The sequence below is a fragment of the Haliea sp. E1-2-M8 genome (genome assembly GCF_030649675.1).
In the GTDB taxonomy this organism is placed as follows: domain Bacteria; phylum Pseudomonadota; class Gammaproteobacteria; order Pseudomonadales; family Halieaceae; genus Haliea.
Window position 1 is genome coordinate 68,142 of record NZ_JAUTDR010000004.1, and the last position, 12,769, is coordinate 80,910.

A 12,769-nucleotide genomic window follows, 5' to 3' on the forward strand; every position below is an offset into this window, starting at 1 on the left:
AAGACATCATGGCCAACTTTCATCCAAGTGTGGACTTACTCACCGAATACACGGCTGGAATACTGCCTCTGGCACAGTCCGCGTGTATTGCGGCTCATCTCAATTATTGCCAGCAGTGCCAGCAGCAGACGGCCCGGCTGCAGGACCTCGGCGCGGTGATGTTCGACGGCCTGACACCGGTACCCGTGGGCGACTCCATGCTGGATTCGGTGCTGGCGCGTCTGGACGAGGAGCCACCGCTCAGCTACCGGCGTGTCGACGATCTCTCCCTGGGGCGGATGCCCGCCGTGCTGCAGAGGCTGATGCGGGGCGACTTTTCCGAGCTGGTATGGAAGAAGGTGACTTCGTCACTGCGGATCAGCTACCTGAAAACGGGTGATCCGAGCCACGAGTTTGCTTTCTACCATATCAAGGCGGGTGGCAGGATTCCCGAGCACACCCACCGCGGTTCGGAGATGACCCTGGTGCTGCAGGGCGGTTTTTCCGACGCTGCGGGCAGCTACCATGAAGGCGACTTTCTCTACCGCGAGGCGAGTGACACCCACGCGCCCACGGCGCTGCAGTCCGAGGACTGTATCTGTCTGGCCGTACTGGATGCGCCGCTCAGGTTCACTGGCTGGAAGTACCGCTGGCTAAACCCCTTCCTCAGGCTCCAGGCGGGTTGAAGCGGAAGCCCCCGGACGGGGGCTTTTTTTCGGCCGGGTCTCCGCTCCGCGGCACCGTGCGGGGTCAGGGCGGAGGCAATCCGGTATAGTTTTGGGTGATGTTTACCGCGCATATATCGGCCCGGTGAATAACAGGCATAATTACGCTTTGCCGGTCTCTATGCTAAAGTCCGTCGCCGGCGGGGGATCACGGTCACTATAAGACGCTTTAACAGCAGCGCCAGGGGAGCCGTTTACGCAAGATCCACAATCGACACGCTTACACATACGGGGTAGGAAGCACTATGCGCATCGCAATTCCCAAGGAGACACATCCGGGAGAAAACCGGGTGCCGGTCACGCCGGAGACAGCCAAGAAATTGTGCCGTCTCGGCGCCGACCTTGTTATTGAGAGCGGTATGGGGCTCGGGTCAGGATTCACCGACGAAGAGTACACGGAGGCCGGGGCCACCCTCAGCACCGACCGGGAAGCACTGTTGCGCGAGGCCGACCTGCTGCTGCGCCTGCGCAAGCCGCGGGCTGAGGAAATCCCGCTGTTGAAGCAGGGCTGTATCCACATCAGTTACCTCGACCCCTTCAACGAGCACGAGCTGGTGCGGGCGCTGCAGGCCCAGGGCGTCACCGCCATCAGTATGGAGATGATTCCACGCACTACGCGCAGCCAGAAGATGGACGCGCTGAGCTCCCAGGCCAACCTGGCGGGTTACGTGATGGTACTGCAGGCGGCAACCCACCTGCCGCGCATTTTTCCGATGATGATGACGCCAGCCGGCACCCTGAAGCCGGCCAAGGTCTTTGTGATCGGTGCCGGTGTCGCCGGCCTGCAGGCGATTGCGACCGCCAAGCGTCTGGGTGCGCGGGTCACCGCGTTTGACACCCGGCCGGTGGTGGCGGAGCAGGTGCACTCCCTGGGTGCGACCTTTCTCGATATCGACCTGGGCGAAACCGGCGAGGCCGCCGGTGGTTACGCCAAGGAGCTGACTCCGGAGCAGATCCAGACGCAGCGCGAGGCCCAGAAGGCCACCATCGCCGAATCCGATGTGGTGATCACCACCGCGCAGGTGTTCGGGCGCAAGCCGCCGGTGATTGTTACCCGGGACATGGTGGAAGGGATGAAGTCGGGTTCGGTCATTGTCGACATGGCCGCGGAAACCGGCGGCAACGTGGAAGGATCCGTGCCCAACGAGGTGGTAACGATCAACGGCGTCACCATTATTGGCAAGGGTAACCTGCCCAACGAAGTCTGCCGCGACGCCAGCCACATGTATGCCAGCAACCTGTTCAACCTGGTTGAGGATGCCTGGGACGAGGAAAGCAACAGCTTCAAGATCGACTTTGAGCACGACATCCTGCCGGGCTGCATCATCACCCATGGCGGTGAGGTCACCAACGAAACCATCAAGAAAATCCTGGAGGGGGGCAACTGATATGGAAGCCGTATTTCTGACCTTTATCCTCATGTTGGCCATATTCCTCGGCTTCGAGCTGATCAACAAGGTACCGGCAACCCTGCACACCCCCCTGATGTCGGGCGCCAACGCGATCTCGGGCATTACCGTGGTCGGGGCCATCGGCCTCGCCGGCACCGGCCAGCAGGACCTGTCCAACTGGCTGGGTGCCGCGGCGGTAGCGCTGGCATCAATCAACGTGGTGGGCGGCTATATGGTGACCGACCGTATGCTGGCAATGTTCAAGAAGAGGGGTAAGTGATCATGGGCGCAACCGGATTGGCCATTCAATTGGCCTATGTAATCTCTGCGGCCCTGTTTATTTTCGGCCTCAAACTGCTCGGCTCGGCAGCCACCGCGCGCAAGGGCAATCTGTTGTCTGCCGTGGGCATGCTGCTGGCCATCGTGGCGGCACTGCTGGACCAGGGCATCGTCGAGTACCAGTGGATCCTGCTGGGCTTCGTGCTCGGCGGCGTGATCGGCGCCGGCGCCGCGCGCCTGGTGCAAATGACGGCCATGCCGGAGATGGTGGCCCTGTTCAACGGCTTCGGCGGCATGGCCAGCTTGCTGGTGGGCGCCGCGGCGCTGGCTACGGCGGGCAGCACTTTCGTGCTGATCACCATTGTCCTGTCGATCCTGATCGGCGGCCTGACCTTCACCGGTTCGCTGGTGGCTTACGGCAAACTCAGCGAGACCATAGGCAGCGGTGCGGTGACGTTCCGCGGCCAGCAGATCGTCAACAGCCTGATTGTGCTGGGTATTCTTGCCAGCGCAGTGATGTTCTGCCTGCAGCCGGAGAACAGCCTGTGGCTGTATCTGATCATAGGCCTGTCACTGCTGTTCGGCGTCATGGTGGTTATCCCCATTGGCGGCGCCGACATGCCGGTGGTGATCTCCCTGCTCAACTCCTACTCCGGTCTCGCGGCCTGCGCAGCAGGCTTTGCCATTGGCAACAATATTCTTATCGTGGCGGGCGCCCTGGTGGGTGCAGCCGGCATCATCCTGACCAAGATCATGTGCAAGGCCATGAACCGCTCTCTGAGCAACGTGCTGTTCAGCGGCTTCGGCAGCGTCAGTACCGAGCAGACGGTGGTGGAAGGCGAGATCAAGCCGATCTCGGTGGAAGACGCGTTCTATGTCCTGGAAGCGGCGACCAACGTGGTGATAGTGCCCGGCTACGGCATGGCCGTGGCCCAGGCCCAGCATGTGGTCAAGGAGCTTGCCGAGTTGCTGGAGGAGAACGGTTGTGTGGTCAACTTCGGTATCCACCCGGTCGCAGGCCGCATGCCCGGGCACATGAACGTGCTGCTGGCGGAAGCGGACGTGCCCTATGACCAGTTGCTGGAAATGGACGAAGTGAACCCGCGCATGGAAACGGTCGATGTGGCAATCGTCATCGGCGCCAACGACGTGGTCAACCCCGCCGCACGCGAGGTGGAATCCAGCCCGATCTACGGCATGCCGGTGATCAATGTGGACAAGGCACGGACCGTGTTCGTGCTCAAGCGCTCCATGGCGTCCGGCTTTGCCGGCATCGAGAACCCCCTGTTCTACAAGGAAAATACCCGCATGCTGTTTGGCGATGCCAAAGAGAGCATCGGCGGGTTGGTGCGCGAGTTCAGCTGATCCGGTAGGAGCCCGCTCTGCGGGCGATCGCCCGCAATCGCCCGCAGAGCGGGCTCCCACGGTGTGTTCCCCTGTAGGAGCGCGGTCTCCGCGCGATGGTTTCGCCCGCGGAGCGGGCTCCCACGGTGTGCTTCCCCGTAGGAGCGCGGTCTCCGCGCGATGGTTTCGCCCGCGGAGCGGGCTCCCACGGTGTGCTTCCCTGTAGGAGCGCGGTCTCCGCGCGATGGTTTAGCCCGCAGAGCGGGCTCCTACGATTTAAGTGGTGGGAGCCCGCTCTGCGGGCGAATCTTCCGGTTCGCGAAACTGCAGGCTGGCGAGACGCGCATACAGCGGGCAGTCCTGCAGCAGGCTCTGGTGCGTACCCGTTGCCACCAGTGTGCCTTTGTCCAGCACCGCAATCAGGTCCGCATGCAGGATGGTCGACAGGCGGTGGGCAATGATCACCGTGGTGCGGTCGCGCATCAGCTCATGCAAGGCCAACTGCACCTGGTGCTCACTCTCGCTGTCCAGCGCGCTGGTGGCTTCATCCAGCAATAGCACACGGGGATTGGCGAGGATGGCCCGCGCCAGGGCGATACGCTGGCGCTGGCCCCCGGACAGGCGCACACCCTGCTCGCCCAGATGGCTGTCATAGCCCTGGGGCAGGCGGCTGATGAAGTCGTCGGCATGGGCCGCTTGCGCCGCCGCTACCACTTCTTCCTCGGTGGCATCGGGCCTGCCGTAGGCTATGTTGTAGCGCACGCTGGCGGTGAACAGTGCCGGCTGCTGCGGCACCAGCGCCAGCTGTTGACGCAATTTCTGTAAACCAATCTCGCGGATATCCACCCCGGCAAACAGGATGCTGCCGGACTGGGGGTCGTAGAAGCGCTGCAACAGCTGAAACAGGGTCGACTTGCCACCACCCGAGGGCCCTACCAGCGCCAGGCTCTTGCCCGCGGCGATCTCCAGGGTCAGGTTTTTCAGGGCGGCTTCCCCGGGCCGGGCCGGGTAGCAGAAGGTCACGTCGCGCAACGCCAGCTCCGCCGTCGGCAGCTCCCGTTCAGCGCCGCTGTCCGGTAGGTCGCTGCGGGTGTGCAGCAACTCCAGCAGCCGCTCGGACGCCCCCGCAGCGCGTTGCACTTCACCCCAGACTTCGGAAATGGTGGCAAAGCCCGAACCCACCATGATCGCGTAGAACACGAAGGCGCCCAGCTCGCCGCCAGTCATGCGCCCGCTGATCACGTCCTGGCCGCCGCTCCAGAGCATGGCCGCCATGCCGCCGAACAGCAGCAGGATGGCGACACAGACCAGCAGCGCCCGTTGCCGGATACGGCGGCGGGCGATGGCAAAGGCGCGTTCCACCTCGCCGGCGAAGGCCGCGCTCTCGCGGTCTTCACTGGTGTAACTCTGGACCGTGCGGATATGCTGGATGATCTCACCCGCATAGCTGCCCACGTTGGCGATACTGTCCTGGCTCTGGGTGGACAGTCGCCGCACCCGGCGCCCGAAGATCAGGATCGGCAGCAGCACCAGCGGTACTCCCGCGGTGATGATCAGGCTCAGCTTGACGTTGGTGACGAACATCAGCACCAGGCCGCCGACCAGGGTCAGGCTGCTGCGCAGCGCCATGCTCAGGGAGGAGCCGATGATGGTCTGCAGCAGGGTGGTGTCGGTGGTCAGCCGCGACATGATTTCGCCGCTGCGATTGGTTTCGAAGAAGCCCGGGTTCAGGCGGATGATGTTGTCGAACACGGCCTTGCGAATATCGGCGCTGACCCGCTCTCCCAGCCAGGACACCAGATAGAAGCGCACGAAGGTACCGATGGCCATGGCCCCCGCGATCACCATGATCACGCTGATGGCGTTGCGCAGGTCGGCGCTGGTGCCGCCGCCAAAGCCCTCGTCGATCAGAACCTGTATGCCCCGGCCCAGGAACAGGGTGGCTCCGGCAGTAAAGATCAGCGCACTGGCGGCACCCAGCAGGCGCGCGCGGTAGGGCAGCAGGAACCGGAATATGGCCAGCAGCGGTGACAGGGAGCGAGTGCCAGCTTGCGCCATTACTCCGTGTCTGCCGCAGTGCTGCCCCGGCGCTGGATAAAACGCCCGAAGAAGACGCCGATCTCGAACAGAATCCACATGGGCACCGCCAGCAGGGCCTGGGAAATGACGTCAGGGGGTGTCAGCAACATGCCGAAGACGAAGCAGCCGACGATAATGTAGGGGCGTTTCTGCACCAGGGCTTCCGGTGTCGTGATGCCGGCCCAGATCAGGATCACCGCGGCGATCGGGATTTCAAAGGCGATGCCAAAGGCGAAGAACAGCTTGAGCACGAAATTCAGGTAGCTGTTGATGTCCGTCATGATGGCGATGTCTTCAGGCCCCACGCTGGTAAAGAAGCCGAAGATCAGCGGGAACACCACGTAGTAGGCGAAGGCGGCGCCGGCGTAGAAGAGCAGCACGCTGGATGCGAGCAGCGGTATCGCCAGGCGCTTTTCATGCCGGTACATGCCCGGGGCAATAAAGCTCCAGATCTGGTAGAGCACGTAGGGTATGGCAATGAAGATGGCCGCTACCAGCGTCAGCTTGAAGGGCGTCAGGAAGGGGGAGGCCACCTCGGTGGCGATCATGGTGGCGCCTGCCGGCAGCAGGTCCCGCAGCGGCTCGGAGACAAAGCTGTAGATTTCGTTGGCGAAGGGAAACAGGCAGATAAACACCACCAGCACCGCCAGTAGCGCCCGCAGCAGCCGGTCCCGCAGCTCGGTCAGGTGTGCTACCAGTGGCAGCGGCTGGTCGGCCGGATCTTCGCTCATTGGCCGGGTGGCTCCTGCCCGGGTGCAGGAGTGGCACCAGCTTTCGTGCCGCTGGCGGCCTCGTCGGCCGGTTTGGTCATCGCAGCGTCGTCGTCCTGGAACTCGCGCTTGGCATTTTCCACGCCGGTCTTGATCTCATCGCGGGTCTTGCGCAGCTCCTGCAGCACGGCGTCGTTGTGCAGCTCCTGCTCCACTTCCTGGCGGATGTCGTTGAAGCCGCGCCGGATCCGGTGCAGCCAGGCGCTGCCCGTGCGGATGGCGCCGGGCAGCTTTTCCGGGCCCACCACCAACAGGCTCACCACCGCAATGATGATCAGCTCGGTAAAACCGATATCAAACATGGCTGCGGATCAGGGCTTGCCGTTGCTGTCCCCGGAAGTCCGGGTGGCGTCCTCAGCCTCTATGTCTGCGCTGTCTGGCGTGCTGTCGTCGTCCTTTATGCTCTTGCGAAAGCCCTTGACCGCACTGCCGAGATCGCTGCCCAGGGTACGCAGGCGCTTGGTGCCGAACAACATGATGACAATTGCCAGAATGATCAGCAGTTGCCAGATACTAATACCACCGATACCCATTTCTGTCTCCGTATTTTCTGATGGTGCCGTTGCCGGCGCTCCGCGCCTAAGTGCGGGACGCCTTTTCCTCCAGTCCTGATACCCCGACTCTCTGCTGCAGGCATTCCAGCACCGCGGCGGAATCCAGATTGAGATGGGACAGCATCACCAGCGTGTGGAACCACAGGTCCGCGACCTCCCCGACCAGGGCCCGGGGATCATCGCCCGCGTCCTTTGCCGCGAGGATCACCTCGGTCGCCTCTTCTCCCACCTTCTCCAGAATCTTGTTGAGACCCTTGTGATGCAGGCTGGCGACATAGGAGCTGGCGGGATCCGCCAGTTTCCGTTGCGCCAGCATGCCGTCCAAATGTTGCAGAATGTCGCTCATTCAGGTTGCCCGTAAAGTTCTTCCGGCGATTTCAGGACCTTGTCCGTAACCTGCCAGGTGGCGGAGTTCCAGCGCTGGTAGAAGCAGTGCCGGCGGCCCGTATGGCAGGCGATGTCGCCGACCTGCTCTACCTTCAGCAGCAGGGTGTCGCCATCACAATCCAGGCGCAGCTCTTTCAGCAACTGGACGTTGCCCGAACTTTCGCCTTTGCGCCAGAGTGCCTGCCGGGAGCGCGACCAGTAAACAGCCCGGCCCTCAGCTACAGACAGCGCCAGTGACTCCGGGTTCATCCACGCCATCATCAGCACTTCGCCGGTCTGCCAATCCTGGGCAATAGCGGGCACCAGGCCCTGTTCGGTCCAGTGCACAGCCGCGGTCAGTGGATTATCTGCCATAGTCGTCATGGTCTCCATGAGCCGGTATTATGGCACAGGGTCAGGGCGGGCACATCAGCCGTCACCGCTGCGCGGCCACAGCAGTGCCAGCGCCGCGCCGGCCAGTAGCCAGCTTGCCCAGGGCGCCTCTACAAGCTGTGCAATGCCATCCGGGAGTGCCAGCAACACGGCAAGGATCACTGCCAACGCGGCCACCAGCTGACGCCGGCGCAGGCGCTGCTGCCGGTCCCTGAAAGCCTGCAGCTCCCGGCTCTGATGCAGCTGCTGTGCCTGCACAGCGGGAACGCCGCGCGAGCGCTGCAGGTTGTCCAGCACCGCGTCGGGCACCTGGGGCAACTGCTCCAGCCAGGAGGGCAGGTGGCGCTGCAGGCGCTTGAATACTGACTGCGGCGAATAGCGTTCCTGCACCCAGCGCTCAAGATAGGGCTGTGCCGTATCCCACAGGTTTAGCTCTGGATACAGTTGCCGGCCCAGCCCCTCGATGTTGAGCAGGGTTTTCTGTAGCAGCACCAGCGAGGGCTGTACTTCCATATCAAACCGGCGGGCGGTGCTGAACAGGTAGATCAGCAGCTGGCCGAAGGAGATCTCGCTGATCGGGCGCTCGAACACCGGTTCGCAAACAGCGCGCATGGCGGACTCGAAGTCCTGCACCCGGGTGGACGGCGGCACCCAGCCGCACTCCACGTGCAGCTCGGCAACTTCCCGGTAGTCGCGCCGGAATACGGCCAGCAGGTTGCGCGCCAGATAGTACTGGTCGGCGTCGCTGAGGCTGCCGACAATGGCGCAGTCCACGGCGATGTAGCGCGGGTCCACCGGGTCGCTGGCATCGACGAAGATGTTGCCGGGGTGCATGTCGGCGTGGAAGAAGTTGTCCCTGAACACCTGGGTAAAGAAGATCTCCACGCCCCGCTCGGCCAGCAGCTTGAGATCGGTGCCCCTGGCGTGCAGGGTCTCGACATCGGTGACCGGAATGCCCTTGATCCGCTCGGAGACCATGACGTTGCTGCGGGTGTAGTCCCAGTACACTTGCGGCACATACACCAGCTTGCTGCCCTCGAAATTGCGTCGCAGCTGGGAGGCGTTGGCGGCCTCCCGGCGCAGGTCCAGCTCGTCGAAGATGGTCAGTTCGTAGTCGGCGACCACTTCCACCGGGCGCAGCCGCTTGCCGTCCGGCAGGTAGCGCTGCACCAGTTGCGCCAGGGTATACAGCAACGCCAGATCCTGGCGGATGACCGGCTTGATATCCGGTCGCAGCACTTTCACCACCACATCCTCGCCCCCGTGCAGGGTGGCGCCGTGCACCTGGGCCACGGATGCGGAGGCCATCGGCAGCTGCTCAAAGCGCGCGAACAGGGTGCTCACCGGCTGCCCCAGGGCCGTCTCGACGATCGCAGCGGCCTCGGTCTCATCGAAAGGTGGCACCTTGTCCTGCAGTTTCGCCAGCTCGTCTGCGACATCCGGCGGCAGCAGATCGCGTCGGGTCGACAGCAGCTGGCCAAACTTGATGAATACCGGGCCCAGTTCCTCCAGGGCCTGCCGCAGGCGCTCGCCGCGGTCGAGGTCCGGCCCGCGCCCGGCGCGCCAGGGGGACAGGCGCAGCAGCATACGTGGCAGGACGGGCAGCTTTTCCGTATCGATGAACTCCTGCAGGCGGTAGCGGCCGGCGATGTGCAGAATGCGCAGCAGCCGGCGGCTGCGGCTGAAAGCGCCGGCGATCACGGGGCTGCCTGCACGATACGCTTGCGCAGCCTGGTCAGACGCGATTGCAGGCGCTCGACCCGCTGCTCAAGGGCCTGCACATCGGCATAAAAATCTTCGACTTCCAGCCGCGACGGGCTCAGCCGGGCCTCCTCGTGGATGAACTCCTCCAGCTGCCGCAGCAGGCTGCGGCTGACGACGCGGCCGCCGCTGAAACCTGCGCGCAGCAATTCCGCCAGCTGGTGGCCGGTGACGTCGCCGAGGGCATCCACCAGCGGCGCCTCCCAGTCCAGGTCCAGGTTGCCTAGGATCTGCTGCAGCTCGATCAGCGGTGCGCTGTCACCCTGCAGGGCCAGGTTGCCGTTGATCAGGGTCGCTGCCGGGTCGCTGGAACTCGCCAGTTCGGTAAAATCCGCAGCGGTGCCGGTCACCCGGGTGGTGACCGGGCCGTCGTGGTAACCCAGCAGCCGGACCCGCTCCGCACCCGGCTGCAGGTAAACGGCAAACACCGGCGCCGTGCACTCAATGGCAAAGGTGCGGTCCGCGAGCCGGGCCAGCGCCCGCTGCGCCGCCGGGTCCAGGGTCAGGGCCTGATTGACCGCAGCTTCCAGCGCCGCCAGTGCCGCCGTAATGAGGGTTGGGTCGAGGCCGGCGGCCATGTCAGGCCTTGCAGCCCCGGTGCAGGGCGACGATGCCCCCGGTCAGGTTGTGGTACTCGCAATTGACGAAACCGGCGTCCTCCATCATCCCCAGCAGGGTTTCTTGGTCGGGGTGCATGCGAATGGACTCGGCGAGGTACTGGTAGCTTTCACTGTCGCCGGCCACCAGCCTGCCCATCAGCGGCAGGACGCGGAAGGAGTAGCCGTCGTAGGCCTTGCCCAGCAATTCGTTGTCGGGTTTGGAGAACTCCAGCACCAGCAGGCGTCCGCCGGGTTTCAGTACCCGCAGCATGGAGCGCAGCGCGAGGTCCTTGTCGGTGACGTTGCGCAGGCCGAAAGCGATGCTGACACAGTCGAAGCTGTCGTCGGGAAAGGGCAGGTACTGGGCGTCCGCCTGCACGTATTCCAGATTGCCCTGGTAGCCGTGATCGATCAGCTTGTCCCGGCCCACCTGGAGCATGGATTCGTTGATGTCCGCCAGTACCACGCGGCCTTCGGGGCCGACGATGTCGGCAAACTTTGCCGCCAGGTCACCGGTGCCGCCGGCAATATCGAGTACCGATTGACCCGGGCGCACGGCGCTCAGTTCAATGGTGAAGCGCTTCCAGATCCGGTGCACGCCGCCGGACATGAGGTCGTTCATCAGATCGTAGCGGGCGGCGACCGAATGGAAGACGTTGGCGACCAGGCCCGCCTTGGCGTCCTCGTCGACTTCCTTGTAGCCGAAATGGGTGGTGCGTTTCTTGCTCATGCGGCCTCCGCCGGCGAACAGCTGACCGCGTATTGTAGCGCGTTGTCGGCGCCCCGGTCAGGGCTGGAAGTTGATGACCTGCACCTGGGGGTCGCGGCTGGCGCCGGCGGCGGCCATGCGGTCCAGATACCGCTGCCACAGGGTCTCCTGCTGCGAGCAGAGCTGGTGCAGGTAATCCCAGGAGTACAGGCCGGTGTCGTGGCCGTCGTCGAACACCAGTTGCAGGGCGTAGTGGCCCACCGGCTTGATCTCTGTGATATTCACTCCGACCTTGCCGGTCTGCAGTACCTCCTGGCCCGGGCCGTGGCCCTTCACTTCGGCGGAGGGCGAGTAGACCCTGAGTAACTCGCAGCTGAGGCGATAGCGCTCAGCCCCCGGGTACACCAGCTCCAGCTCCCGCGACTTGCGGTGGAGGTGGATGTCCAGTGGGCGTGGGCTGCTGGCGGTCATGGCGGGTCCGTCTCGTCAGAGGATGAAGCGGGACAGGTCTTCGTCTTCGCTCAGGGCCTGCAGTTGCGCATTGACATAGTCGGCGTCGATTTTCAGCACTCCGTGTTGCAGGCTGGAGTCGGCCGCGGCAAAAGAGACCTCCTCGAGCAGCCGTTCCATGATGGTATGCAGGCGCCGGGCGCCGATGTTCTCGGTTTTCTCGTTGACCTGCCAGGCGGTCTCGGCAATGCGCCGCAGCCCGTCCGGGGTGAATTCTATCTGCAGGCCCTCGGTGGCCAGCAAGGCCTGGTATTGTTCGGTGAGGGAGGCGTCCGGCTCGGTGAGGATACGCTCGAAGTCATCGGCGTTGAGCGAGTCCAGCTCTACCCGGATCGGGAGCCGGCCCTGCAGCTCGGGAATCAGGTCCGAGGGCTTGGCCAGGTGGAAGGCGCCGGAGGCGATGAACAAAATGTGGTCGGTCTTGATCGCACCGTGCTTGGTGGTCACGGTGGAGCCCTCGATCAGCGGCAGCAGGTCCCGCTGCACCCCCTCCCGGGAGACGTCGGCGCCGCCGGTCTCGCCGCGCTTGGCGACCTTGTCCAGTTCGTCGATAAATACAATGCCGTTCTGCTCCGCCTCGCGGATCGCCTTTTGCTTGAGCTCGTCCTCATTGACCAGCTTGGCGGCCTCTTCGTCGCGCAGTGCCTTGAACGCGGCCTTGACCGGCATGCGCCGGGTCTTGCGCTGCTGCCGCGACATGTTGGAGAACATGCTCTGCAACTGGTTGGTCATTTCCTCCATCCCCGGGGGCGCCATGATTTCCACCCCGGCGCCGCTGGCTGCCAGCTCCACATCCACTTCCTTGGCGTCCAGTTCCCCCTCGCGCAGCTTCTTGCGCAGCAGCTGGCGGGTGCCGTCGCCGGCTCCGCTATTGTCGCCATCCCTGGCCGGGGGCAGCAGAATATCGAGAAGCCGCTCCTCGGCCGCCTCCTCGGCACGGAAGCGCACCCGCTCCATTTCCTGCTCCCGATACAGCTTGACCGCCACATCCGCCAGGTCGCGGACGATGGATTCCACGTCCCTGCCGACGTAGCCCACCTCGGTGAACTTGGTGGCTTCGACCTTGACGAAAGGCGCATTGGCGAGTTTCGCCAGGCGGCGGGCGATCTCGGTCTTGCCCACCCCGGTGGGGCCGATCATGAGAATATTCTTGGGGGTGATTTCCGCCCGCAGTGCCTCCGGCAACTGCATGCGGCGCCAGCGGTTGCGCAGGGCGATTGCCACCGCGCGCTTGGCGTCCTGCTGGCCGATAATATGCTTGTCCAGTTCATGGACAATCTCGCGCGGAGTCATGTTGGACATTATGCGGG

15 protein-coding genes are annotated in these 12,769 nt (G+C 63.9%); 4 read left to right on the top strand and 11 right to left on the bottom strand.

Features of this window, described 5'->3' with window-relative positions; all coding sequences use genetic code 11:
* The first annotated feature begins 8 nt into the window (after positions 1-8).
* From Q6D67_RS04495 to Q6D67_RS04510, 4 genes are all read left to right on the top strand, one after another.
* Positions 9-665, top strand: coding sequence for a ChrR family anti-sigma-E factor (locus tag Q6D67_RS04495; RefSeq protein ID WP_304704387.1), 657 nt, complete (start codon positions 9-11; stop codon positions 663-665).
* Between the two features lie 284 nt (positions 666-949).
* A complete protein-coding gene (locus Q6D67_RS04500) occupies positions 950-2,092 on the top strand; it encodes a Re/Si-specific NAD(P)(+) transhydrogenase subunit alpha (RefSeq protein ID WP_304704388.1) in 1,143 nt (380 codons plus the stop codon).
* Between the two features lies 1 nt (position 2,093).
* Positions 2,094-2,375 (top strand): NAD(P) transhydrogenase subunit alpha, encoded by a 282-nt coding sequence (locus tag Q6D67_RS04505; protein ID WP_304704389.1) that lies wholly within the window; start codon positions 2,094-2,096, stop codon positions 2,373-2,375.
* 2 nt (positions 2,376-2,377) lie between these two features.
* Positions 2,378-3,739: an NAD(P)(+) transhydrogenase (Re/Si-specific) subunit beta gene (locus Q6D67_RS04510; protein ID WP_304704390.1), complete on the top strand. Its 1,362-nt coding sequence runs from the start codon at positions 2,378-2,380 to the stop codon at positions 3,737-3,739.
* A 255-nt stretch (positions 3,740-3,994) separates the two neighbouring features.
* On the opposite strand, the gene Q6D67_RS04515 is transcribed toward Q6D67_RS04510, so the two are convergent.
* The 11 genes from Q6D67_RS04515 to hslU are packed head-to-tail and all read right to left on the bottom strand — an operon-like array spanning position 3,995 to position 12,761.
* Positions 3,995-5,776: an ABC transporter transmembrane domain-containing protein gene (locus tag Q6D67_RS04515; RefSeq protein ID WP_304704391.1), complete on the bottom strand. Its 1,782-nt coding sequence runs from the start codon at positions 5,774-5,776 to the stop codon at positions 3,995-3,997.
* Positions 5,776-6,528: a twin-arginine translocase subunit TatC gene (gene tatC / locus Q6D67_RS04520; protein WP_304704392.1), complete on the bottom strand. Its 753-nt coding sequence runs from the start codon at positions 6,526-6,528 to the stop codon at positions 5,776-5,778. Before tatC ends, Q6D67_RS04515 begins: the two co-directional genes overlap by 1 nt.
* The gene (gene tatB, locus Q6D67_RS04525; protein ID WP_304704393.1) at positions 6,525-6,869 is read right to left on the bottom strand and encodes a Sec-independent protein translocase protein TatB; all 345 of its coding nucleotides are present in this window, start codon (positions 6,867-6,869) and stop codon (positions 6,525-6,527) included. The genes tatC and tatB overlap by 4 nt, the downstream gene beginning before the upstream one ends.
* A 9-nt stretch (positions 6,870-6,878) precedes the next feature.
* Positions 6,879-7,100: a twin-arginine translocase TatA/TatE family subunit gene (gene tatA / locus Q6D67_RS04530; protein WP_304704394.1), complete on the bottom strand. Its 222-nt coding sequence runs from the start codon at positions 7,098-7,100 to the stop codon at positions 6,879-6,881.
* 46 nt (positions 7,101-7,146) lie between these two features.
* On the bottom strand, positions 7,147-7,467 hold the full coding sequence (locus tag Q6D67_RS04535) for a phosphoribosyl-ATP diphosphatase (RefSeq protein WP_304704395.1): 321 nt from the start codon (positions 7,465-7,467) through the stop codon (positions 7,147-7,149).
* The gene (gene hisI, locus Q6D67_RS04540) at positions 7,464-7,862 is read right to left on the bottom strand and encodes a phosphoribosyl-AMP cyclohydrolase (RefSeq protein WP_304704396.1); all 399 of its coding nucleotides are present in this window, start codon (positions 7,860-7,862) and stop codon (positions 7,464-7,466) included. The genes Q6D67_RS04535 and hisI overlap by 4 nt, the downstream gene beginning before the upstream one ends.
* Positions 7,863-7,916: 54 nt before the next feature.
* Positions 7,917-9,581 carry a ubiquinone biosynthesis regulatory protein kinase UbiB gene (gene ubiB / locus Q6D67_RS04545; protein WP_304704397.1) on the bottom strand — a complete coding sequence of 555 codons (1,665 nt, stop codon included), beginning with the start codon at positions 9,579-9,581 and terminating at the stop codon, positions 7,917-7,919.
* Positions 9,578-10,219 carry an SCP2 domain-containing protein gene (locus Q6D67_RS04550; RefSeq protein WP_304704398.1) on the bottom strand — a complete coding sequence of 214 codons (642 nt, stop codon included), beginning with the start codon at positions 10,217-10,219 and terminating at the stop codon, positions 9,578-9,580. The genes ubiB and Q6D67_RS04550 overlap by 4 nt, the downstream gene beginning before the upstream one ends.
* Position 10,220: 1 nt before the next feature.
* Entirely contained in the window at positions 10,221-10,970 is a 750-nt protein-coding gene (gene ubiE, locus Q6D67_RS04555; protein WP_304704399.1) for a bifunctional demethylmenaquinone methyltransferase/2-methoxy-6-polyprenyl-1,4-benzoquinol methylase UbiE, read from the bottom strand.
* A 57-nt stretch (positions 10,971-11,027) separates the two neighbouring features.
* Positions 11,028-11,420: a DUF971 domain-containing protein gene (locus Q6D67_RS04560; protein WP_304704400.1), complete on the bottom strand. Its 393-nt coding sequence runs from the start codon at positions 11,418-11,420 to the stop codon at positions 11,028-11,030.
* A 15-nt stretch (positions 11,421-11,435) separates the two neighbouring features.
* Positions 11,436-12,761 (bottom strand): ATP-dependent protease ATPase subunit HslU, encoded by a 1,326-nt coding sequence (gene hslU / locus Q6D67_RS04565; RefSeq protein ID WP_304704401.1) that lies wholly within the window; start codon positions 12,759-12,761, stop codon positions 11,436-11,438.
* Between the last annotated feature and the right edge of the window lie 8 nt (positions 12,762-12,769).

Coding starts and splice junctions, on each gene's coding strand:
- Q6D67_RS04550 (WP_304704398.1), bottom strand. CDS start 10,219: ATGGCCGCCGGCCTCGACCCAACCCTCATTACGGCGGCACTGGCGGCG.
- Q6D67_RS04535 (WP_304704395.1), bottom strand. CDS start 7,467: ATGAGCGACATTCTGCAACATTTGGACGGCATGCTGGCGCAACGGAAA.
- Q6D67_RS04500 (WP_304704388.1), top strand. CDS start 950: ATGCGCATCGCAATTCCCAAGGAGACACATCCGGGAGAAAACCGGGTG.
- tatC (WP_304704392.1), bottom strand. CDS start 6,528: ATGAGCGAAGATCCGGCCGACCAGCCGCTGCCACTGGTAGCACACCTG.
- Q6D67_RS04505 (WP_304704389.1), top strand. CDS start 2,094: ATGGAAGCCGTATTTCTGACCTTTATCCTCATGTTGGCCATATTCCTC.
- ubiE (WP_304704399.1), bottom strand. CDS start 10,970: ATGAGCAAGAAACGCACCACCCATTTCGGCTACAAGGAAGTCGACGAG.
- Q6D67_RS04510 (WP_304704390.1), top strand. CDS start 2,378: ATGGGCGCAACCGGATTGGCCATTCAATTGGCCTATGTAATCTCTGCG.
- tatB (WP_304704393.1), bottom strand. CDS start 6,869: ATGTTTGATATCGGTTTTACCGAGCTGATCATCATTGCGGTGGTGAGC.
- hisI (WP_304704396.1), bottom strand. CDS start 7,862: ATGGCAGATAATCCACTGACCGCGGCTGTGCACTGGACCGAACAGGGC.
- hslU (WP_304704401.1), bottom strand. CDS start 12,761: ATGTCCAACATGACTCCGCGCGAGATTGTCCATGAACTGGACAAGCAT.
- Q6D67_RS04560 (WP_304704400.1), bottom strand. CDS start 11,420: ATGACCGCCAGCAGCCCACGCCCACTGGACATCCACCTCCACCGCAAG.
- tatA (WP_304704394.1), bottom strand. CDS start 7,100: ATGGGTATCGGTGGTATTAGTATCTGGCAACTGCTGATCATTCTGGCA.
- Q6D67_RS04515 (WP_304704391.1), bottom strand. CDS start 5,776: ATGGCGCAAGCTGGCACTCGCTCCCTGTCACCGCTGCTGGCCATATTC.
- Q6D67_RS04495 (WP_304704387.1), top strand. CDS start 9: ATGGCCAACTTTCATCCAAGTGTGGACTTACTCACCGAATACACGGCT.